Origin of the sequence: Pseudonocardia bannensis (genome assembly GCF_012911875.1) — a bacterium.
GTDB lineage: Bacteria > Actinomycetota > Actinomycetes > Mycobacteriales > Pseudonocardiaceae > Pseudonocardia > Pseudonocardia bannensis.
In genome coordinates this window covers 1-20,761 of sequence record NZ_JAAXKZ010000019.1, presented here as the reverse complement: position 1 = coordinate 20,761, position 20,761 = coordinate 1, and the positions used below count along the sequence as shown (strand labels likewise).

The following is a 20,761-nucleotide window of genomic DNA, read 5'->3' as shown; positions in this document are numbered from 1 at the left end:
CAAAGACAACGAAGCGGGGCCCGTGGAGATGTGCCGATAACGGCTGGGTCACTGCACTTCACTCGTTCCGGTGGAAAAGAACATGCAGGTCGCGCGGTTTTCACCGGGTCGGATGATGTTCGGGTGCTTGACGTTGCGGGACCGACGGGCAATCGCGCCGGGCGGTGCTCCATCATCACCTCTGTGGTGCGCTTCCAGAGGTATGGAACCGGCGTCGGTGTCGGATTCGGTGCCGTAGTCGCCGGAATCGGGTGGTTCTACTCGAACGTTCTGCTCGATACGCGGCGTCGGCCGCTCTATCCCGAACGCATCCTGGACGCCGGCGACGGGACCGTGACCCTCGCCCGCAACCGGCTCGTCGAGCAGCCGGGAATCTGGGGCCTGCGCTGGTCCGAGGGATTGGCCGTGATGGGGCCCGTGGTCGAGTGGCACGACGACCGGATCGTCCGTGCGCTCCTCGACGGCCCGGTACCTCCTCCCGGTACCACGGCCGTCGTCGACGCGGGGCCCTTCGATCCGGACCCGGGCGCGCGGGGGCTCACGTTCACCGAGGTGGCCGTCGCGACCGCGCTGGGGCCTGCACCGGCCTGGTCGGTTCCCGGTGACGGGGACACCTGGATCGTGCACGTGCACGGGCGCGGCGGCAGCCGGCGCGAGGCGCTGCGGATCCTGCCCGCGTTGCATGAACTCGGCCTGCACCAACTGGTGATCAGCTACCGCAACGACGAGTGCGCGCCCCCGAGCCCTGACGGGCACCACCATCTCGGGGACACCGAGTGGGAGGACCTGGAGGCCGCCGTCCGGTACGCCCGGGCTGCGGGGGCCCGGCGCATCGTCCTCTACGGCTGGTCGATGGGGGCGGCGATCATCGGGGCTTTCCTCGACCGCTCACCGGAGGCGGAGAACGTCGCGGCGGTCGTGTGGGACGCGCCGCTGCTGGATTGGCGGGCGACTCTGCGCCAGCAGGCACGCAACCGTCGGCTGCCCGCGATGCTCACCCCGATCGCCGCGAACATCACGAGCCGCCGCATCGGCATCGACTTCGATCGCTTCACGCTGCGGATCCACCCGCCGGCGGTGCGACCGCCCACGCTCGTCATCCACAGCACCGGCGACACCGCGGTGCCGGTCGGGCCGAGCCGGGACCTGGTCGCTGCGGCACCAGGTCTCGACTGGCCGATGCGCTACCTCGAGGTGCGCGACGTCGAGCACACCGCGGCGTGGAACGCCGACCCGGCACGCTACGAACAGGCGGTCACCGCATTCCTGCGCGAGCAGCTGGGCTGATCGAGCGGAAACGGTGGCCGGCCTGGTCAGTGCCCCGAGCTGCCGTTTCGCGCCGCCGGCCCACCGGCCGCGCTGGTGGCCGGGCCACCGGTGATCCGGGAGCCGCCCGGCGGGGTCGCCGGGATCGGCCGGTCGCTGGTCGACTGCGGCTCCACCTGCTGCGGCCGGCGGGACAGCACCGTCCAGACCACACCGGACACGGCCGTGACGACCACTCCGGCCAACAGCCACCGCGGCCGGCGCCGCGGGACGGGGTCCGGGTCGATGCGTCCGGCGAGCTCGCGTCGAGCCTGCGTGAGCCCCTTCGACAGATCCGGCAGCCGCTCGTGCACCTCCCGGCGCGCCCGGTCGAGTTGCTCGCCGGACTCCGCGAGCAGGTCCCTGGCCTGACGGGATAGCTCCGGAACGGCGTCGGCGACGGTGTTCACCACGCTCCCGGCCGAGCCCACAATGGGACCCGTCCGCTTCCGGGTCCGAGCCGGCGTCTTCGCAGCTTTCATGATCCGACCTGCTTCCCGCGTGGGCGTCTTTCTCCGGTGCTGGCACGATGGGGGACGTGACTGACCCAGGCAACTCGAAGCAGACCGCGACGCTGCGGACGTCCGAGGGCGACATCAGGATCAACCTGTTCCCGGACCACGCACCGAAGACGGTGTCCAACTTCGTCGGTCTGGCGACCGGTGAGAAGGACTACTCCCAGCCCAATGCCAGCGGGGGTGACAGCGGCCCGTTCTACGACGGCTCGGTGTTCCACCGGGTGATCAGCGGGTTCATGATCCAGGGTGGCGACCCGACCGGGACCGGCCGTGGTGGCCCCGGCTACCAGTTCGAGGACGAGTTCCACCCCGAACTCAAGTTCGACCGGCCCTACCTGCTGGCCATGGCCAACGCCGGCCCCGGCACCAACGGCTCGCAGTTCTTCATCACGGTCGGCCCGACCCCGCACCTCAACCGCCGGCACACCATCTTCGGTGAGGTCGCGGACGCGGAGTCCCGTGCGGTCGTCGACGCGATCGCCGGCACCACGACCGACCGGGCGGACCGGCCGCTCAACGACGTCACCATCCAGCACGTCGAGGTCTCCTAACAGCGGTGAGCTACCCCGCCGGACCGCCCCAGCCACCGTCCTGCCCGGGCGGGTCACCGCCCGGGGCCGGCCCGGTGGGGTGTGTCCGGCACCCGGACCGGCCGACCGGGCTGCGCTGCACGCGGTGCGAGCGGCCGGCCTGTCCGGATTGCCTGCGTGAGGCGTCGGTCGGTCACCAGTGCGTCGACTGCGTCGCCGAGGGCAATCGTGGGGCCCGCCGGGGGGTGACGATCGCCGGCGCCGAGCCGGGAACCCGCCCGATCGTCGTACCGGTGCTCATCGCGCTGAACGTCGTCGTGTTCGCGTGGACGGTGCTACAGGCCGGCAGCCTGGGTGCCAACGTCAGAGCGTCGCTGTTCCGGGAGTGGGCGCTGGTCCCCGGCCTGGTGGCGGACGGCGAATGCTGGCGGGTGCTGACCTCCGGCTTCCTGCACATCGGCCCGCTCCACCTGGTCTTCAACATGATGGCCCTGTGGATCATCGGCCGGGACATCGAGATCGTCCTGGGCCGGGGCCGGTTCCTGGCCGTCTACCTCGTGGCGCTGCTCGGTGGCTCGGCCGCCGTGATGCTGTTCTATCCGCCCGACGCGCGGGTGGCCGGTGCGTCCGGTGCGGTCTTCGGGCTGATGGGTGGGCTCGCGGTCGTCCTGCGGCGGCTCAAGGTCCCCGCCGGCCAGGTGCTCGGCCTGATCGCGGTCAACGTCGTGATCAGCATCGTGCTGCCCGGCGTCTCCCTGATCGGCCATCTCGGTGGCCTCGTCGTGGGTGCGGTGGCCACAGCGGCACTGGTCTACGCCCCGGCCCGCAACCGTCCGCGGTATCAGGTCGGCGCGCTCGTCGGCCTCACGGTGCTGCTGTCGGCGGTCATCGTGCTCAGCGTCGGAGGGCTCGGCTGACGCAGGCCGAAACCCCGGCGAACGCCACAACCGAGGGACGACGGTGTCCCTCGGTTGTGATCCGGGTGTTCGAGGAGTGGTGACTACTCCGGGGTTCCGCACCCGCACCCGGTGGAGCAGCCGTCGGTGCCTCGCATCGGCGTTCTGGTCATCGTGATTCCCTTTCGTCGTCCTGACCACGATGGTAGGTATCGGTTACCGACGGGCACGAGCCCCTAACGGGCGGCGATCGGTGACGGGTGGTCATGGGCGCTACGGCGGCCGGGTGAGCCAGGGTCTAGCCGGCTCGCAGTGCGAGCAGGCGGTCTCCGACCTCCTCGGGGTCCTCGCCCAGGTCGAGCCGCCCGAAGACGAACAACCGCTCCCGGCCGTCCTCGCCCACGACGTCCAGTTCGAGCAGTGGAGTCTCACGCCCGAACCGCCGGGTCCGCAGTACCCGGACGCCCGGGACCCGCGACCAGGGGTGGTGGTGGGGGGCTCCCAGCCCCCGCACGGTCACGCCGCTCGTGTCGGCGGCCAGCCGGGGCCGTGCCACCGTGCCGAAGACCGCCGCGACCAGCAGCCCGACGGCCGCGACCCCGGACAGCAGCCGGCCGGCCGGATCCGCCTGGCTCAGAAGTAGCAGCACGAACCACGCGACCGCTCCCGCTGTGCCGAGCCAGGCGAGCACCACGAGGACGGCCGGGGGGCTCCAACGCAGCGGCTGCATTGCGTCACGCACCGTAGTAGGAATGTTTGTCCACAGCAGTTGTCCACACTGGGGATGGACTTACAAACCTGTATTTAAGCCGATCAGCGCCATCTCATGGTCATGAGCAGACCAATTACGATCAGTGAAAAGCCGATCAAGAAATTCCAGGAACCGAGGGCCAGCATGAATCCGATGGACGGCCCCGCGAGGTAATTGACGACCAGCCAACCGAGACCGACGAGCATCAGGCCGAGCATCACGGCCACGTAGACGGGGTGCGTCGGGCCGGTGGCACGGACGGCGGCAGCCGTCCGCCGGTCGCTCGGCGGCGGCGTGTAGGCGACCTTCTTGCGTACCTTGGACTTGGGCATGTGGTGGACCTCGTCTGACGGTGTGCCGACCGGGCCGTCTCACCCGGTGTCGGTTACCACCGTAACGTGACCGGCCCGCCGCTGGTCAGCGGCCGCCCGCTGATCGAGCCGCGTCTCAGACGCCGGCGCTCAAGCCGGCGACCTCGGCGGTCAACGTCGCCACGGTCGATTCTGCCACCGGGTACCCGGCGCCTTCCATCCAGTTCGCCAGCAGCCGGTGCCCACCCTCGGTCAGCACGGACTCGGGATGGAACTGCACGCCCTCCAGCGGCAGGTCGCGGTGCCGCACGGCCATGATCAGCCCGCTGTCGGTGCGGCCGGTGACCTCGAGCTCGACGGGCAGCGTGTCCGGCCGGATCGTCAGCGAGTGGTACCGGGTGGCGACGAAGGGGTCGGGCAGCGCGCGCAGGACGCCGACTCCCTCGTGGTGCACGAGCGAAGTCTTGCCGTGCAGCAGTTCGGGGGCGCGCTCCACCACGCCACCCCAGGCCGCTCCGAGCGCCTGGTGCCCGAGACAGACCCCGAGCAGTGGCAGGTTGCGTTCCCCGCTGCGCCGGATCACCTCGATGCTGCGCCCGGCCCGCTCCGGCGTGCCCGGACCGGGGCTGACCAGCACGCCGTCGACCTCGTCCAGCTCGTCGAGCTCGACCTCGTCGTTCCGCCGCACGATGGTCTGGGCGCCGAGCTGGGCAAGGTACTGCACGAGGTTGTAGACGAAGCTGTCGTAGTTGTCGACCACCAATACGCGCATGATCAGTTCCCGCCGCCTCCGCCGTTTCCGCCGCCTTCGCCGTTTCCGCCAGGGCGCTCACGATTACCGAAGAAGCCGCTGTCGAACTGTCCGACCGTCAGGACGATCTGCTGGTCCGGGTCGGCGGACTGCCCGCCCGCCACCGACTGGCCGAGGACGCGATCGTCCTGGTTACGGTCGCCGACCGGCTGGCGCTGCAGCTCGATGTTGCGGAACCCGGCCTGCCGCAGTTCGTCCCGGGCGTCGTCGAGATCCAGGCCGACCACGCTGGGCACGGTCGCGCGGTTGCCCCGGGAGACCTGCAGGGTGACGGTGGTGTTCTTCTGGACGCGCTGGCCGCCGGCGGGGTTGGTGCCCACGACGGTGCCGGACTCGCCGCCGCCGTCGACCTCCTGGGTCTGGACCTGGAAGCCGGCGTTCGACAACGTCTGACGCGCGGTCGCCTCGTCCCGGCCGGTCACGTCGGGGACCGCGACGGTGGTCTGTTCCTTGCCGATCACCACTGCGACCGAGCTGCCGCCGGGGGCGTTCTCACCCGCGGCCGGGGTCGAGGCGATGATCTTGCCGACCTTGCTGGGGTCGCTCGTCTCCTGCTCGGTCTGTTCGCCCAGGGTCAGGCCCCGGTCCCGCAGCAGTTGCTCGGCGTCGGAGACGGACCGACCCACGATGGCGGGGACGGCCGCCACGGCGGGGCCCTTGCCGATGAACAGCTTGACGTTGCTGTTCTCGTTCGCCTGGGTGTTGCCGGCCGGCTCGGTCCGCACGACCCGGCCGATCTGAGTGACCTCGGATTCGACCTCTTCCATGCTCGCCCGCAGTTCGGCTGCGAGCACCGCAGTCCGCGCCGCCTCCTTCTGCTGACCCACGACATTGGGGACGGTGACCTGGCGCGGCTGGGCCGGGGCGCCGAAGACCTGGTACCCGACGAAGGCGATGAGGCCGAGGACCAGCGCGATCGCGAGGCCGGCCGCGATCTTGCGGCCGTTGCGGCGAGGTGGCTCCTCGTCCTGGTAGACCGGGACCGCCGACGGCGGCAGCGTGTGCCGTCCGCCTCCGCCCGCGGCGTTGATGCGCCGTGTGTGACCCCCGGTGTCGGCGGCGAGCAGCGCGGTTCGCTCGTCCTCGCTCATCACCATCGGCGCCATCGGGCGCTGACCGCCCCGCACGCGCACCAGGTCGGTACGCATCTCGGCGGCGGACTGGTACCGGTTGGCCGGGTTCTTGCTCAGCGCCTTGAGCACGACGGCGTCGAGCGCGTCGGGAATCTGCGGGTTCAGCTCGGACGGGCGCTTCGGGTCCTCGCGAACGTGCTGGTAGGCCACCGCGACCGGGGTGTCACCGGTGAACGGGGGCTCACCGGTGAGCAGCTCGAACAGCACGCAGCCCGCTGCGTAGACGTCACTGCGCGCGTCGACGGCCTCGCCGCGGGCCTGCTCGGGGGAGAGGTACTGCGCGGTGCCGATGACCGCGGCGGTCTGGGTGACGTTCTGGCCCTCGCCGAGGGCGCGGGCGATGCCGAAGTCCATCACCTTCACCGCGCCGGCGCGGTTGATCATGATGTTGGCCGGCTTGACGTCGCGGTGGATGATGTTGTGCCGGTGGCTGAAGTCGAGGGCGGCGCAGACGTCGGCCATCACCTCGATGACCTTCTGCTGGGTCAGCGGCCCCTGCGTCTTGACGATCTCGCGCAGGGTCTGCCCGTCGACGTACTCCATGACGATGTAGGGCAGCGGCCCGAACTCGCCGATCACCTCGCCGGTGTCGTACACGGCGACGATCGCGGGGTGGTTCAGCGCCGCGGCGTTCTGTGCCTCGCGGCGGAAGCGCAACTGGAACTGCGGATCGCGGGCCAGGTCGGCGCGCAGCACCTTGACGGCCACGTCGCGGCCCAGTCGCGTGTCACGCCCGTGGTGAACCTCGGACATGCCGCCATAGCCGAGCGTGTCGCCCAGCTCATAGCGCTCGGACAGCAGTCTGGGGGTCGTCATCGGTGCCGATTCCTGGAAGGTGTCATGGATCGAGTCATCATGCCGGTCCTCGCCGTCCCTCGGGTGTCGCTCCGACCGGGGGAGCGCCGGGGGGCCGGTTGTGCGGGTTCACCGGACCTCCCCTGCAACGGTCATCGACACGAACGGCTCTCCGACCGCCGTCGGACCGGCGAGGATGGCCTCTCGGCCCGTCACGGTACCTGTGGGTGCCCCCGTGGGCGTCGGATTCGGCGGTGTGGGATCCGACTCGAACAGCCTGGGGACGACGAAGATGGCGAGCAGGAGAGCGGCGAGCGTCAGCAGCAGGAACAGCACGAGCAGCAGGGACCGGTTCGGCCCGGAGGCCGGCTGCAGCTTCAGCGGCTCGGTCAACGGCGCGGCCGGGCGGGCCGGAGTGGGTGTCGACGAGCGGCGCAGCGGGTCCGGGGTGGGTGCCGCCTGCGGGGTGCGCGTCGGGTTCGAGGCGGGCCTCGAGCTCGGCGTGCCGCCGGAGGTACCGGACGGTGCGGGATCGGACGCCGGGGCCGGGGTGGCGCCGGACTCGGGAGCCGTGGCCTCGCCGGAGCCGGGAGCCGTGGTCTGACCGGAGCCGGGGGTCGTGGTCTGACCGGAGCCGGGAGTCGAGGCGGTGCCGGAGGCCGAGGTCCTGGGGCTGGATGCCGGCTTCCGGGTGCCGCCGGACGTCGGGGTGCGGGTGGTGCCGGATGTCGGAGACGGGGTGGGGCCGGACGCCGGGAGGGTTCGGGCCGGGCCGGACGCCGGCGTGGCGGCTCCGGTCGACGACCGTGGCAGGGCCCGAAGCCCTCCAGGTCTGCGCGCGTCCTTGATCGTCCGCTGTGCCCGGCGCTCGTCCTGCTCCTCCCGGCGGCGGTAGGCCCGCTGCTCGGTGGAGTCGGTGGCCTCGCCGGCGGCGAGCACCCGCGACGGACGTGGCAGCGGCTCCCCCCGGCGGACCGCCGCGACGGCGGCGGCGAACTCCCCACCGTCGGCGTAGCGCTGGTCGGGGTTCTTGACCAGCACCGCGCTGATCAGCTCACGGGCAGCGGCCGGCACGCTCGTGGGCAACGGCGGCGGTTCGTCGCGCACCTGCATCATCGCGATGGCGACCGCGTTGTCGGCGCGGAACGGCCGGTATCCGACGAGGCACTCGTAAGCCACGATGCCGAGCGAGTAGACGTCGCCGGTGGGCCCGGCCTCCCCGCCGCTGGCCTGCTCAGGCGCGATGTAGTGGGCCGTTCCCATGACCATGCCCGACTGGGTCACGGGCACGGCGTCCGCCGCCTTCGCGATCCCGAAATCGGTCAGCTTCACGACCCCGTCGTTGCGGATGAGGATATTGCCGGGCTTGACGTCGCGGTGCACGTAGCCCCGATCGTGCGCGGCCTGGAGGGCACGTGCTGCCTGCTCGACGATGCGCAGCGTCTCGTCGGCCTCGATCGGTCCGCGGCTGATCCGGGTCGACAGCGGCTCGCCACGGACCAGTTCCATCACCAGGTAGGCGGTTCGGCCGCCGCCGACCGGGCCGTCGTCCTCGCCGTAGTCATGCACCAGCGCGATGCCCGGGTGGTCCAGCGACGCAACGGTGCGAGCCTCGATCCGGAACCGGTGCAGGAACTCCGGGTCGTCGGACAGCTCAGGACGCAGCACCTTGACCGCGACGCTGCGGCCCAGCCGGGTGTCCGAGGCCTGCCAGACCTCGCCCATCCCGCCGACGGCGATGCGGTGGTCGAGCTGGTAGCGATCGGCGATGCGCTGACCGGCGGCGAGAACCTTCATGGCGCCGCCTCCCCCGAAGGGAGCACGCCGGCGGTCATTGCGCAGCCCGCAGCGCCTCGGCGATGACCGCGCGGCCGATGGGTGCCGCCACCGAACCGCCGGTGGCCTCCAGCGAGCGGTTGCCACCGTCCTCGACCAGCACCGCGACGGCCACCACGGGGTTGGCCGCAGGGGCGAAAGCGACGTACCAGGCGTGCGGCGGGGTGTTCTTCGGGTCGTTCCCGTGCTCGGCGGTGCCGGTCTTGGACGCGATCTGGACGCCGGTGATCTTCCCGCCGCCCTGGGTCCGGTTCTCCGAGCCGATCATCAGGTCCGTCAGCGTCGCCGCGACCCCGGCCGGGACGGCCTGGCCGAGCCGGTCCTTCGACGTGGTGTCGATGGTGTCCAGCTCGGGGCCCTGGATCTCCTTGACCAGGTGCGGGGCCATCAGCTGGCCACGGTTGGCGATCGCGGCGACCATCATCGCGTTCTGCATCGGGGTGACCCGGACGTCGCGCTGGCCGATGCCGGACTGCTGCAGCGCCGCGGTGTCCGGGATGTCACCGATCGAGGATGGGACCACCCGCATCGGCACCGAGACGTCCGACGACCCGATACCGAAGGCCTCCGCCTGCTTGCGCAGCGCGTCCTCGCCCACGCTCGCGGCCATCTCGGCGAACGCCGTGTTGCACGAGCGGGCCAGCGCCTCGCGCAGTGACGCCGTCGACGACGTCCCGCATGCCGTGCCGGCGAAGTTCTCCAGCGTCGTGTTGGTGCCGGTCAGGGTGATGTTCGGAGCGGCGGTGAGCTGGCTGTCGGGGGTGAAGCCGTTCTGCAGCCCGGCGGCGGCGTTGATGAGCTTGAACGTCGAGCCGGGCGGATACGTCTCGGAGATCGCCCGGTTGGTCAGCACCGGGGGGTCGGCCTCGTTGTACTCGGTCCACGCCTTCTGCTGGGTCGACGTGTTGTGGCTGGCCAGCGGGTTCGGGTCGAACGACGGGGTCGACACCATGGCCAGGATCTCGCCGGTCTGCGGCTGGAGCGCGACCACGGAACCGGCGAACTTCTTGTCCGCCATCGCCTCGTAGGCCCGTTGCTGTACGGACGGCTTGATCGTCAGGACGACGTTGCCGCCGCTCGGGTCCCGGCCGGTGATCAGGTCCGACAGCCGGCGGCCGAACAGCCGGTCGTCGCTGCCGTTGAGCACCGAGTCCTGGGCGCGTTCGATGCCGCTGGAGCTGTAGAGCACGGAGTAGTAACCGGTCAGCGAGGCGTAGGCCGGGCCGTCGGGGTACTGCCGCTGGAAGCGCAACCGGTCGTCGGTCTCCACGCTGCGCGCCAGCACCTGGCCGTCGGCGCTGATCTGGCCGCGCTTGCGGGCGTACTCGGCGAGCAGGACCCGCTGGTTGCGCGGGTCGTTGCGGTAGTCGCCGGCCTTGACCACCTGCACGTAGGTGAGGTTCCCGAGCAACAGCACGATCATCGCCATCACCGCGATGGCGATCCGGCGGACGGGGGTGTTCATGGGCGCTGCACCAACTCGGTGTTCGCCTCCGCGATCGGGGCCTGCGGTTGCGGGGGCCGCCGCGGCAGCGGCGCGCGGGCCGCATTGGAGATCCTCAGCAGCAGTGCGACGAGCGCGTAGTTGGCGACCAGCGACGAACCGCCGTAGGACAGGAAGGGCAGTGTGAGACCGGTCAGCGGGATCAGCTTGGTGACCCCGCCGATCACGACGAAGATCTGCAGGGCGACCGCGAAGGACAATCCGGTGGCCAGCAGCTTCCCGAAGCTGTCGCGCACCGCGAGCGCGCTGCGCAAACCGCGGGTGACCAGCACCAGGTAGACCACGAGCACGGCGGCCAGGCCGATCAGGCCGAGCTCCTCGCCCAGCGAGGACCACATGAAGTCGCTCTCGGCGAAGGGCACCAGGTCCGGGCGGCCGGCGCCGAGCCCGGTGCCACCCACCCCGCCGGTGCCGAGACCGAACAGCGCCTGGCCGATCTGGTAGCCCGAGCCGTTGAAGTCGCTGAACGGGTCCAGCCAGATGTGCACCCGCACCCGGACGTGGTTGAACAGCTGGTAGGCGATCACACCGCCGCCGACGAAGAAACTCAGCCCGATCAGCATCCACGAGACGCGCTCGGTCGCGATGTAGAGCAGCACCAGCACGATGCCGAAGAACAGCAGCGATGTGCCCAGGTCGCGCTCGAGCACGAGCACCCCGACCGAGAGGCCCCAGGCCACCAGCAGCGGAGCCAGGTCGCGGGCCCGGGGCAGCTCCATGCCCAGGAAGCGCCGGCCCGCGGTGCTGAACAGGTCGCGCTTCTGCACGAGGAAGCCCGCGAAGAAGACGATCAGCAGGATCTTGGCGAACTCACCCGGCTGGATGGACAGGACGCCCAGCCGCAGCCAGATCTTCGCGCCGTTCACCTCGGACAGCGACGAGGGCAGCAGACCCGGCAGGGCCAGCAGGATCAGTCCGACGAATCCGGCGGTGTAGGTGTAGCGCGCCAGCGTGCGGTGGTCGCGGACGAGCCAGAGCACACCGATGAACAGCGCGATCCCGATCGTCGTCCAGGCGACCTGCCGCACGATCAGCGAAGTCGGCGCCTCCGCCCCGAGCAATGTCGCCCGATCGGCCCTGGCCAGGTCCAGACGGTGGATCATCACCAGGCCCAGGCCGTTGAGCAGCGCGACCGAAGGCAGGATCAACGGGTCGGCATAGGGCGCGAACCGGCGGACGGCCAGGTGGCCGACCGTGAACAGGGCCAGGTAGGCGGCGCCCAGGTAGAGCAGCGAGCGGGTGATCTGCTGCTCCTGGTTCGCCTCCACCAGCGCCAGCGCGCCGGTGACCAGCACCGCGGCGAAGGCCAGCAGGAGGAGCTCGATACCGCGCCCCGTCGGCAACGGGGCAGCGGTGGGCTTGTCCGGCGTCTGGACGCCGAGACCTTTCGGGTGGTCGGCCACCGTCATCAGCTCGCCGACCGGCAGGTCGTTCCCGGCTCCGGCGGAACCGCCTGCAGGGGGGTGGTCTCGGCCTGTGGTGGCTGCGGTGCCCCCGGCACGATCAACGCGGGGTCGGTCGGCGTCGCGGCCTCGGGCGGCTGCGGGGCGACGGGCGGGCACGGCGCCAGCATCCGGTTGCGTAACCGCTGCACCGTGCTCCGCGCGCTGGCCAACCCGTCGGAGGCGACGATGCCGTCGCGCACCTGGCTGCGGGCGTCCTCCGGCAGGTCGGTGAGTGCGATGTCGGACTGCTCCTCGATCTCCTGCAGCGGAATGCCGAGCAAGCTTCCCCGGACGCCCTGGAAGATCGTCACCCGGTCGTCGGCCACGCCCACGTAGTACTGCTGCATCACCCATACCCGGGCCAGCCAGCCGGCGCCGACCAGCACCACCATTACGGCGACGATCCCGAGGACGAGCCGCCACCGCGACCGTCCCCGTCCGGTCGTGACCGGCGGCGGGGCCTCGATGCGGCGGGGTGCCGCCCGGGGCAGGGTGGTCGCCGACGCCCGCGCCGCGGCCGAGTCGGGCCCGGGCCGGCCGTCGTCGCTGCCGTCACCGGCGGCGCCCCCGACGATCGGGGCGTCCTCGCCGTACTCGATGTCGACGACATCGGCGACGATGCAGGTGATGTTGTCCGGACCGCCGCCGCGCAACGCCAGCTCGATGAGCCGGTCGGCGCACGCCCGCGGATCGGTGTAGTCGCGCAGCGTCTCGGCCAGGGTCTCGTCACTGACCGGGCCGGACAGGCCGTCCGAGCACAGCAGGTAGCGGTCGCCGGCGCGGGCCTCCCGGATGGTCAGGGAGGGGTCGACGTCCTGGCCGGTGATGGCGCGCAGCAGCAGCGAACGCTGCGGGTGCGTGTGCGCCTCCTCCTCGGTGATCCGGCCCTCGTCGATGAGCGACTGGACGAACGTGTCGTCCTTGGTGATCTGGGTGAACTGGCCGTCGCGCAGCTGGTAGGCGCGGGAGTCGCCGACATGGACCAGGCCCAGTCGTTTGCCGGCGAACAAGATGGCGGTGAGGGTGGTGCCCATGCCCTCCAGGTCGGGGGTCTCGGCGACGTGCCGGGTGATGGCCGCGTTGCCCTGGAAGGTCGCGTCACGCAGTTCGGCGAGCAGGTCGTCGCCCGGGTCGTCCTCGTCGAGCGGGGCCAGAGCCGAGATCACCAGGGACGATGCGACCTCGCCCGCGGCGTGGCCGCCCATCCCGTCGGCGAGTGCGAGCAGCCGCGGGCCGGCGTAGACCGCGTCCTGGTTGTTCTGCCGAACGAGCCCGCGGTCGCTGCGGGCCGAGTAGCGCAGGACCAGCGTCATGTCGCGACTCCGCGTGCACCGTCGGCTCGACGCTGGATGCGGGCCGCGGCGCTGATGGCTCGACCCTGCACACAGGTCTCGCAAACACGGCCCGGCCCGGCATGGGGGTGGGTGGGTCGGAGGCTCATGAGCGCAGCTCGATCACCGTCTTGCCGATACGGACCGGGACCCCCAGGGGGACCCGGGTGGGTCCGGTGACCTTAGCCCGATCCAGATATGTGCCGTTTGTCGACCCGAGGTCTTCGACGTACCACTCCTCACCCTGCTGGGAGATCCGCGCGTGCCGGGTGGAGGCGTAGTCGTCGTCGAGCTTGAGTGTCGAGTCGTCGGCCCGGCCGATCAGGATCGGCCGGGAGTCGAGCGAGATCCGGCTGCCCGCCAGCGGACCCTGGGTGACCAGGAGCTGGCGAGCCGTCCGGCTGCGTCCCGCCCGGGCCGTGGCCCGGCCGCCCGGGAGGATCGCCCGTAGCCCCGAGGCGGCGTACAGGTCGGACCGCACGACCCGGAGCGCGACCAGCACGAACAACCACAGGAGGGCTAGGAAGCCCGCCCTGGTCAGCTGCAGCACCAACTCCGGCACTCGTCGTGGACTCCGCTCTCGGTGGCTCTGGATCGGGTGATGCCGACGGGGCGATCAGGCCTGGACCCGGAAGACCAGGCTCGAATGCCCGACCCGGATCACGTCACCGTCGGTGAGCTGCCAGGTCTGTACCTGGTTGCCGTTCACCGTCGTACCGTTCGTCGACCCCAGGTCGGACAGCGTCGCGGTCTGCCCGTCCCAGCTGATCTCCAGGTGCCGGCGCGAGACGCCGGTGTCCGGGAGCCGGAAGTTGGAGTCCTGGCCGCGGCCCACGACGTGGGTGCCCTCGGTCAGCGGGTAGCTGCGGCCGGAGCCGTCGTCCAGGCTGATCGACGCGGTGAGGTTCTGCTGGCCGTAACCGCCCCACCCCGGCTGCTGGCCGTAGCCCGGCTGGCCGTATCCCTGCTGGTCGTAGCCCTGGTCGTACTGCTGCTGGCCGTAGCCCTGCTGGTCGTAGCCGGGCGCGTAGCCCGGCTGGCCGTAGCCGCCCTGCTGCCCGTAGCCACCCTGCTGGCCGTAACCGCCCTCGTAGCCGGGCTGGGGGTAGCCCTGCTGGCCGTAGCCGCCCTGCTGGTAGCCCTGGGCGCCCGGCTGGGCGTAGCCCTGCTGGTCGTAACCGCCCGGCTGGGCGTACCCGGGCTGGCCGTAGCCGGGCTGCTCGTAACCCTGCTGGTCGTAGCCCTGCTGGTCGTAGCCGCCGGGCTGCTCGTAGCCCTGGTAGCCGCCCGGCTGGGCGTAGCCCTGCTGGTCGTACTGCTGGCCGTAGCCGTCGCGGCCGCGCGACTCGCCACGGTCCTGCCCGGCGGGTGGGGCGTACGTCTGCTGCCCGTATCCGCCGGGGGCGCCCCGGTCGTAGCCGTACTGCCCGTTCTCCTCGGGGTGGCCCGGTTGCTGGCTCATGGGTGCTTCTCCTGCGTTGCGTGCTCTGGTGGGGTCCCGACGGGAAGCGTCGGGGTCCACGGACGAGCGGGTGCGGAACTGTCCCGTGTGCAGCGCCTCGGAGCGCTCCAGAAAGACTACGACGTCGCCGTAGGTGTCCCATCCCTGGTCGGCGAGTTGTTCGGTGACGTAGCCGGACAGCGACTGCTCGATCTGGTCCGTGTCACCGGCCATGCGTTCGAGATCGGCGGGGCTGAGCTGCACGGTGTAGCGGTTCGGAGCCAGCAGGCGTCCTCCCGCGAGCGGCTCGATGTGGTCCTCGGCTTCCCTGAGCAGCGCCTGTGCGACTTCCTGGGGAACGACGCTGCCTCCGAAGACCCGCGCGAAGGCATCTCCGACCATCCCCTGGAGACGGCGTTCGAATCGCCCTACGCGGCCCAACCGATCTTCCTCCGTTCGCATCGGCGTGTTACCGGCAGCCCTGATCGTATCTGTGCTAGCCAGTCCCCTGGGGAGACCCGATGCGGGACCCCCTCGCGTAGGCCCTTCCGGGGCCGTGCTAGCTTTCCTCCCGTCAGGGCGAGTGGCGGAATGGCAGACGCGCACGGTTCAGGTCCGTGTGTCCGAAAGGACGTGAGGGTTCAACTCCCTCCTCGCCCACAACATCTCCTCTTCCGAGGTCCGGTTGATCAGGACCGTACCGCGGGCCGCTCCGGGTGATCGGCCAGCACCAGTAGGTCGGCTTCCCCGGCCGGGTCGCGTTCGCGGTCGTATCGTTCGAAAGCCGGCACCGTCCAGCGCTCCTGATCGTCCGTTCGGCGCGTGAGCGCCGCAGGGGTCATCCGCAGGTGCACGACGATATCCAGTGGCAGCCCCCGGCCGAGCAGCAACGCGCCGGTGAGCAGCACGACGCCGTCATCGGCCAGGTCGCGGTAGTCGTCGCGGTAGGCCCGATCCCGGTCGGAGTTCCAGAGCCGGGGCAGCACCCGCCCGGAGCCGCCCGGTCCTGCGGGGTCGAGCACCTCGCGGCGCAGCGCCCCCGAGTCGAGCCAGCCGTCGAGGAACATGTCGACGTCCGTGCGGCCGTACTCGAGGCGGACCGAGGCCGGGCGGAGGAAGTCGGCCGCGGACACCACCACGACGTCGCGGCCGCGCAGGCGCAGCAACGTGGCGGCCTCGCCGGCCAGCGCCTGCGGTGCCGTCGGCGGCGCCCCGTCGACGGCCACCCGGACCCGTTGCCCGGGCCGGGCGGTGACGAGGTCGGCGATCTGCTCGGCCAGTGCCGCCGGGGTGGTGGGGGTGATCCGCATCCGCCGATCCTCCCTACCGCCGGTTCTCCTGGACGTCGGCCGGCCGCTTCTGTCCCGGGGCGGCAACACCCCGAGCGCCCGTTACGGGCGATGCTCGCCCGGATCGTCGAACCGGTGGTGTAGCCCCTGGTCGTCCACGGTGTGACTCCTCGGTGCCGTATCACGCAGAACGCCCGATCGGAGGGTGCGCGTCCCACGCGGTTGCTCAAGACTGTGATCCGTGGCACTCGAGCAGCGCAGCTCCGGGGGATCGATCCTACGGGCGCTCCGGGTGGTCGAGGCCGTGGCGGCGGCGGGCGACGGGGTCACGGCGAAGGCTATCGCCCGCCGGCTCGGGAGCCCGTTGCCCACGATCTACCGCGTGCTCGGCATCCTCGTGGAGGAGGGCTATCTCGTCCGCTTGCACGGTGTCCGCGGCTACGGCCTCGGATACCGCATCGCCGAGCTCCACCGGGACCTGACCGAGCAGGTGGTGCCCCCGGCCGCGGTGCGGATGATCCTGCAGGAGGTGCACGGTGGGGCCCGGGCGGCGACCTACCTCGCCGTGTTCCGGGATCTGGACGTGGTGGTCGCCCACCTGGACCACTGCACCGAGCACCCCGGCCCGAACGGGATGCGCATCGGCGAGCCCACCCCGTCGCACGCGACCGCGGGCGGGAAGGTGCTGCTCGCCGGCCTCGAACCCACCCGGCTCGGTGAGGTGCTCGCGTACTCGCGACTGCCGCGGCTCACCTCCCGCACCGTCGCCGACCGGCGGGCGCTCGACCGCGAGCTGATGCGGGTGCGCTCGGCGGGGGCCGCGGTGGAGGTGGAGGAGTACCAGCGCGGGGTGGCAGGCATCGCCGTTCCGGTGCGCGGACCCGGGGGTGAGGTGGCCGGGGCGCTCGGGGTGTCGGTGAGCCGCGCCGAGTTCACCGCGCGGCGCTGGGAGCTCGAGCACGCGGTGCGCAACGGGGCGGGGCGGGTGGCGCGGTCGATCGTCGTGCTGCCGGGGGCCGCGGCGCAGCCCTGAGCGAGAGCCGCCCGGCTCTACCCTCCGGGCCGTGGAGCAAACCGTGCGGTACGACCTCGCCGATCACGTCGCGACGATCACCTACGACCGACCCGGGAAGCTGAACGCGATCGACGGCGCGATGCGCGAGCAGATCAACGCGACGTTCACCCGGTTCCGCGAGGACGACGACGCGTGGGTGGCCATCGTGACCGGCAGCGGGCGGGCGTTCTGCGTCGGTGCCGACCTCCGCTCCGAGACCGGTAGTGCTGCCGGGGACTTCCCGGGGAGCTTCTGGGAGCGACCCACGGTGAACTCCTTCGAGAGCGGCTGGGAGATCAACAAACCGGTCATCGCCGCGGTGAACGGGCACTGCCTGGGCTACGGGCTGACGCTGGTCACGTGGTGTGACTTCGTGATCGCGAGCGAGCGGGCGACCTTCGGATTCCCCGAGGTCACCGTGGGGATACCGACGATCGTGGGCGCGATCCGGCTGCCCCAGAAGATCAACTGGCAGTACGCGATGGAGCTGCTGCTCACCGGTGAGCGGATCGACGCCGCGCGGGCGAAGGAGATCGGCCTGGCCGGCTGGGTGGTGCCGCACGACGAGCTGCTCGGCGAGGCGCGGGCGCTCGCCGCGCGTCTGGTGCGCGCGGCACCGCTGGCCGCCCGGGCCACCAAGGAGATGGCGGTCCGGGCGCCCGGGCTCGGTGCGGTCGACGCGATCCGGTTCGGCGAGACGATGCGCCGGGTCGCGGCGGCCACCGAGGACGCGGCCGAGGGCGCCGCGGCGTTCCGGGAGGGCCGTGACCCGGTGTGGCGGGCGCGCTGAGGGCGGGCGAGCAAGCCGTGATCGGCGTCCCGGAACCGGCGGCCGCGAACCCCGCGGTCACGGGCACCGGACCGCTGATCACGGCCCGCCGGGCCGGCGGTCATGCCACCAGTTCGGCCAGCCGGTCCAGCTCCCGCAGCGCATCGGTGCCCCGGTCGTCGTCGCTGCCGTGGTCGGCCAGCTCGAACAGCACCCGGTCCACCCCGGCGGCCGCGTAGGACTCCAGCGCCTCCGGCTTGCGCGCGGCGCCGTAGATCGTCACCGGGATGTGGCCGCGCCCGGCGTCCGCCGCCCGCTGCTGCAGTTCCGCGATCCGCTTGGCGAAGTCGTCGAGCGCGGACATCGGCACCCGCAGCGGGATCCAGCCGTCGCCGTGCGAGAGCACCCGGTCGAGCACGGTCGGCCCGCCGCCGCCGATGAGCACCGGCGGTACCCGGACCGGCTTGGGGAACGACCAGATGGGGTCGAAGTCGACGAACTCGCCGTGGAACTCCGGCTCGTCGGAGGTCCAGATGGTCTTCAGCGCGGCGATCTGCTCGAGCATCCGCGCGGTCCGGGTCCCAGGGTCGACGCCGTGGTTGGCCATCTCCTCGCGGTTCCAGCCCGGCCCGACGCCGAACTCGAAGCGTCCGCCCGCGATCCGGTCCACGCTGGCGACCTGCTTGGCCAGCACGATCGGGTCGTGCTGGTTGATCAGCGACACCGCGGTGCCCAGCGTGATCCGGTCGGTCACCGCGGCCATGGCGCCGAGGGCGACGAACGGGTCGTAGGTGTGCGCGTAGCGCCGGGGCAGCTCGTCCCCGCCGGGCCACGGTGACTGCCGGCTGGTCGGGATGTGGGTGTGCTCGGTGAGGAACAGCGAGCCGAAGCCGCGCTCCTCGACCGCCTTGGCCAGGGTGAGCGGTTCGATGCCGTAATCGGTCAGGAAGGTGACGACGCCGTTGTCCACAGCGGAAGCTTGCCAGCAGCCGGAAACATCGCCAGCGCGACCTGGGTCACGGCGATAGGTTCGCGAGCATGCATGCGCGCACCGAACCGCCGTTCCGGGCCGACCACGTCGGAAGCCTGCTCCGCCCGCCCGCGCTGCTGAAGGCGCGCGACGAGTTCGCCGCCGGGACCCTGGACGCCGCTGGTCTGCGGGCCGCGGAAGATGCGGCGATCCGGGACGTGGTCAGGGTCCAGGAGGAGATCGGCCTGCAGGCGGCGACGGACGGCGAGTTCCGCCGCACCTCGTGGCACATGGACTTCATCTATCAGCTCGGCGGGGTGACCAAGACCGACGAGCAGATCCACGTGAGGATGCACAACGCCCAGGGCGACAGCGAGTTCACCTCGGCGGGCCTGGCCGTGCACGAGAAGGTGCGGCTCGCGGAGCCGATCTTCGCCGACGACTTCCGGTTCCTCGCCGAGCAGACCACCACCGCGGTGCCGAAGCTGACCATCCCGTCGCCGAGCATGGTCCACTACCGCGGCGGCACCGCGGCCGTGGACCGGCAGGTGTACCCGGACGTCGAGGGGTTCTGGGCCGACCTCTCCGCCGCCTATGCCGACGAGGTGAACGCGCTCGCCGACCTGGGCTGCCGCTACCTGCAGCTCGACGACACCAGCCTGGCCTACCTCAACGACCCGGCCCAGCGGGCCGAGATGGCGGCCAAGGGCGAGGACGCCGACCACCAGCACCTGCGTTACATCCGCCAGATCAACGCCGCGATTGCCGACCGGCCGGCGGACATGAGGATCACCACGCACATGTGCCGGGGCAACTTCCGCTCGTCCTGGGCCGCGGAGGGCGGCTACGACTTCGTCGCCGAGGCGCTGTTCGGCGAGCTGGAGGTCGACGGCTTCTTCTGCGAGTTCGACGACGAGCGCTCCGGCGGGTTCGCGCCGCTGCGGTTCGTCCCGCCGGGCAAGCAGGTCGTGCTGGGGTTGGTCACGACCAAGAACGGCCGGCTGGAGGACGCCGACGACCTCAAGCGGCGCATCGACGAGGCGGCGAAGTACGTGCCGCTCGAGCAGCTGTGCCTGTCGCCGCAGTGCGGGTTCTCCTCCACGGTCGAGGGCAACACGCTCAGCTTCGACGAGCAGGTGGCCAAGCTGCGGCTCATCGTGCAGGTCGCCGAGGACGTGTGGGGCTGACCCGGTACACGCTGACGGCCGCCGATCGCTGCGGTTAACCTGCGCCGATGGACGAGGGGCCGAGCGGGTGGGGCATCCCGTTGTACGAGCGGGTGCTCGCGGGAGTCGCCCCCGGCGTGGCCCTGCTCGATGTGGGGTGTGGGACGGGCGCCTTCGCCCGGCTGGCCGCCGACCGTGGCGTGCGAGTGGTGGGCCTCGACACCGACCGGTCCGCCGTCGCGGCCGCCGCGGAACGCGTGCCCGAGGGGGAGTTCCGGGTCGGGGACGCCCACGACCTGGGGTGGCCCGACGCGGCCTTCGACGTCGTGGCGGCCGTCCAGGTGCTCGCCCACGTGACGAACCCGCTGAAGGTGCTCCGGGAGGCGGCCCGGGTGGTGGGCCGGGGCGGCACCGTCGTCGTCACGGTGTGGGGTCGGGAGCAGGAGTGTGACGTCCGGGCCTTCGGCGAGGCCCTGGCCGGGTTCCTGCCACCGCGCTCGGCCCGGCGTGCCCCGGCCGGCGGGCCGCCGCTGACCGAACCCGACCGGCTGCGCAAGCTGGCGGGCCTCGCGGGACTGGAGGTGGCGGCCGTCGACGAGGTCAGCTGCGCGTTCCGCTATCCCGACGACGACGCCCTGCTCGGTCCGCTGCTCGCGTCCGACATCGGCCGGGCCGCGGTGCACCGGGCCGGTCCGTCCGCCGTACGGAAGGCGGCGCGGGACGGCCTGGCCCGATACCGCGAACCGGACGGCGGCTACCGCCTGGACAACCTGTTCCGCTGCCTCACCGCCCGCGTCCCCTAGCACCCGCCGCCACCCGAAACCGCGTCAAAGCTCCACAACACCGCGCGGAACGGCCCCGGGAGCGCATCAAGGCTCCACAACGCAACGTGGGACGGCCCGGGAG

Annotated in this window: 20 protein-coding genes and 1 tRNA gene; 8 read left to right on the top strand and 13 right to left on the bottom strand. The window is 71.5% G+C overall.

What is annotated here, in order from left to right:
- Positions 1 to 183 precede the first annotated feature (183 nt).
- On the top strand, positions 184 to 1,287 hold the full coding sequence (locus tag HF519_RS07870) for an alpha/beta hydrolase (protein ID WP_312859964.1): 1,104 nt from the start codon (positions 184 to 186) through the stop codon (positions 1,285 to 1,287).
- Positions 1,288 to 1,313: 26 nt separating this feature from the next.
- Here the strand turns inward: HF519_RS07870 and HF519_RS07865 are convergent, their stop codons facing one another.
- The gene (locus HF519_RS07865) at positions 1,314 to 1,715 is read right to left on the bottom strand and encodes a hypothetical protein (protein WP_169411618.1); all 402 of its coding nucleotides are present in this window, start codon (positions 1,713 to 1,715) and stop codon (positions 1,314 to 1,316) included.
- Positions 1,716 to 1,834: 119 nt separating this feature from the next.
- On the opposite strand from HF519_RS07865, the gene HF519_RS07860 reads away from it, so the two are divergent.
- Both HF519_RS07860 and HF519_RS07855 read left to right on the top strand, forming a co-directional pair.
- Positions 1,835 to 2,374 (top strand): peptidylprolyl isomerase, encoded by a 540-nt coding sequence (locus HF519_RS07860; protein ID WP_169411615.1) that lies wholly within the window; start codon positions 1,835 to 1,837, stop codon positions 2,372 to 2,374.
- A 224-nt stretch (positions 2,375 to 2,598) separates the two neighbouring features.
- Entirely contained in the window at positions 2,599 to 3,270 is a 672-nt protein-coding gene (locus HF519_RS07855; RefSeq protein ID WP_312859963.1) for a rhomboid family intramembrane serine protease, read from the top strand.
- A 277-nt stretch (positions 3,271 to 3,547) separates the two neighbouring features.
- On the opposite strand, the gene HF519_RS07850 is transcribed toward HF519_RS07855, so the two are convergent.
- The 10 genes from HF519_RS07850 to HF519_RS07805 form a co-directional block, all read right to left on the bottom strand.
- Positions 3,548 to 3,979, bottom strand: a complete 432-nt coding sequence (locus tag HF519_RS07850; RefSeq protein ID WP_169411610.1) for a PH domain-containing protein — start codon at positions 3,977 to 3,979, stop codon at positions 3,548 to 3,550.
- An 83-nt stretch (positions 3,980 to 4,062) separates the two neighbouring features.
- Positions 4,063 to 4,332, bottom strand: coding sequence for a cell division protein CrgA (gene crgA, locus HF519_RS07845; RefSeq protein WP_169411609.1), 270 nt, complete (start codon positions 4,330 to 4,332; stop codon positions 4,063 to 4,065).
- A 115-nt stretch (positions 4,333 to 4,447) separates the two neighbouring features.
- Positions 4,448 to 5,083, bottom strand: coding sequence for an aminodeoxychorismate/anthranilate synthase component II (locus tag HF519_RS07840; RefSeq protein WP_169411606.1), 636 nt, complete (start codon positions 5,081 to 5,083; stop codon positions 4,448 to 4,450).
- Positions 5,084 to 5,085: 2 nt separating this feature from the next.
- Positions 5,086 to 7,071, bottom strand: coding sequence for a Stk1 family PASTA domain-containing Ser/Thr kinase (pknB, locus tag HF519_RS07835; RefSeq protein WP_169411604.1), 1,986 nt, complete (start codon positions 7,069 to 7,071; stop codon positions 5,086 to 5,088).
- 108 nt (positions 7,072 to 7,179) lie between these two features.
- Positions 7,180 to 8,847: a serine/threonine-protein kinase gene (locus HF519_RS33520; RefSeq protein ID WP_169411601.1), complete on the bottom strand. Its 1,668-nt coding sequence runs from the start codon at positions 8,845 to 8,847 to the stop codon at positions 7,180 to 7,182.
- 34 nt (positions 8,848 to 8,881) lie between these two features.
- Positions 8,882 to 10,351 (bottom strand): peptidoglycan D,D-transpeptidase FtsI family protein, encoded by a 1,470-nt coding sequence (locus HF519_RS07825; RefSeq protein WP_169411599.1) that lies wholly within the window; start codon positions 10,349 to 10,351, stop codon positions 8,882 to 8,884.
- Positions 10,348 to 11,799, bottom strand: coding sequence for an FtsW/RodA/SpoVE family cell cycle protein (locus HF519_RS07820; protein WP_169411596.1), 1,452 nt, complete (start codon positions 11,797 to 11,799; stop codon positions 10,348 to 10,350). The genes HF519_RS07825 and HF519_RS07820 overlap by 4 nt, the downstream gene beginning before the upstream one ends.
- Entirely contained in the window at positions 11,799 to 13,148 is a 1,350-nt protein-coding gene (locus HF519_RS07815) for a PP2C family protein-serine/threonine phosphatase (protein WP_169411594.1), read from the bottom strand. The genes HF519_RS07820 and HF519_RS07815 overlap by 1 nt, the downstream gene beginning before the upstream one ends.
- A 124-nt stretch (positions 13,149 to 13,272) precedes the next feature.
- Positions 13,273 to 13,728, bottom strand: a complete 456-nt coding sequence (locus HF519_RS07810) for an FHA domain-containing protein FhaB/FipA (RefSeq protein WP_169411592.1) — start codon at positions 13,726 to 13,728, stop codon at positions 13,273 to 13,275.
- Between the two features lie 54 nt (positions 13,729 to 13,782).
- Complete coding sequence (locus tag HF519_RS07805) at positions 13,783 to 15,048, bottom strand: FhaA domain-containing protein (protein WP_281358454.1); 1,266 nt, start codon at positions 15,046 to 15,048, stop codon at positions 13,783 to 13,785.
- A gap of 136 nt (positions 15,049 to 15,184) precedes the next feature.
- Here HF519_RS07805 and HF519_RS07800 point away from each other — a divergent pair.
- Positions 15,185 to 15,267 (top strand) — tRNA-Leu (locus HF519_RS07800).
- A 29-nt stretch (positions 15,268 to 15,296) separates the two neighbouring features.
- Here HF519_RS07800 and HF519_RS07795 read toward each other — a convergent pair.
- The gene (locus HF519_RS07795; RefSeq protein WP_169411588.1) at positions 15,297 to 15,917 is read right to left on the bottom strand and encodes a nucleoside/nucleotide kinase family protein; all 621 of its coding nucleotides are present in this window, start codon (positions 15,915 to 15,917) and stop codon (positions 15,297 to 15,299) included.
- Between the two features lie 220 nt (positions 15,918 to 16,137).
- On the opposite strand from HF519_RS07795, the gene HF519_RS32735 reads away from it, so the two are divergent.
- Both HF519_RS32735 and HF519_RS07785 read left to right on the top strand, forming a co-directional pair.
- Positions 16,138 to 16,929 (top strand): IclR family transcriptional regulator, encoded by a 792-nt coding sequence (locus tag HF519_RS32735; RefSeq protein ID WP_169411586.1) that lies wholly within the window; start codon positions 16,138 to 16,140, stop codon positions 16,927 to 16,929.
- Between the two features lie 31 nt (positions 16,930 to 16,960).
- Positions 16,961 to 17,740: an enoyl-CoA hydratase/isomerase family protein gene (locus HF519_RS07785; protein WP_169411584.1), complete on the top strand. Its 780-nt coding sequence runs from the start codon at positions 16,961 to 16,963 to the stop codon at positions 17,738 to 17,740.
- Positions 17,741 to 17,840: 100 nt separating this feature from the next.
- On the opposite strand, the gene HF519_RS07780 is transcribed toward HF519_RS07785, so the two are convergent.
- On the bottom strand, positions 17,841 to 18,689 hold the full coding sequence (locus HF519_RS07780) for an LLM class F420-dependent oxidoreductase (protein WP_169411582.1): 849 nt from the start codon (positions 18,687 to 18,689) through the stop codon (positions 17,841 to 17,843).
- Positions 18,690 to 18,757: 68 nt separating this feature from the next.
- On the opposite strand from HF519_RS07780, the gene HF519_RS07775 reads away from it, so the two are divergent.
- Both HF519_RS07775 and HF519_RS07770 read left to right on the top strand, forming a co-directional pair.
- On the top strand, positions 18,758 to 19,876 hold the full coding sequence (locus tag HF519_RS07775) for a 5-methyltetrahydropteroyltriglutamate--homocysteine S-methyltransferase (protein WP_169411580.1): 1,119 nt from the start codon (positions 18,758 to 18,760) through the stop codon (positions 19,874 to 19,876).
- Between the two features lie 47 nt (positions 19,877 to 19,923).
- Positions 19,924 to 20,658, top strand: coding sequence for a class I SAM-dependent methyltransferase (locus tag HF519_RS07770; RefSeq protein ID WP_169411578.1), 735 nt, complete (start codon positions 19,924 to 19,926; stop codon positions 20,656 to 20,658).
- Positions 20,659 to 20,761: the final 103 nt, after the last annotated feature.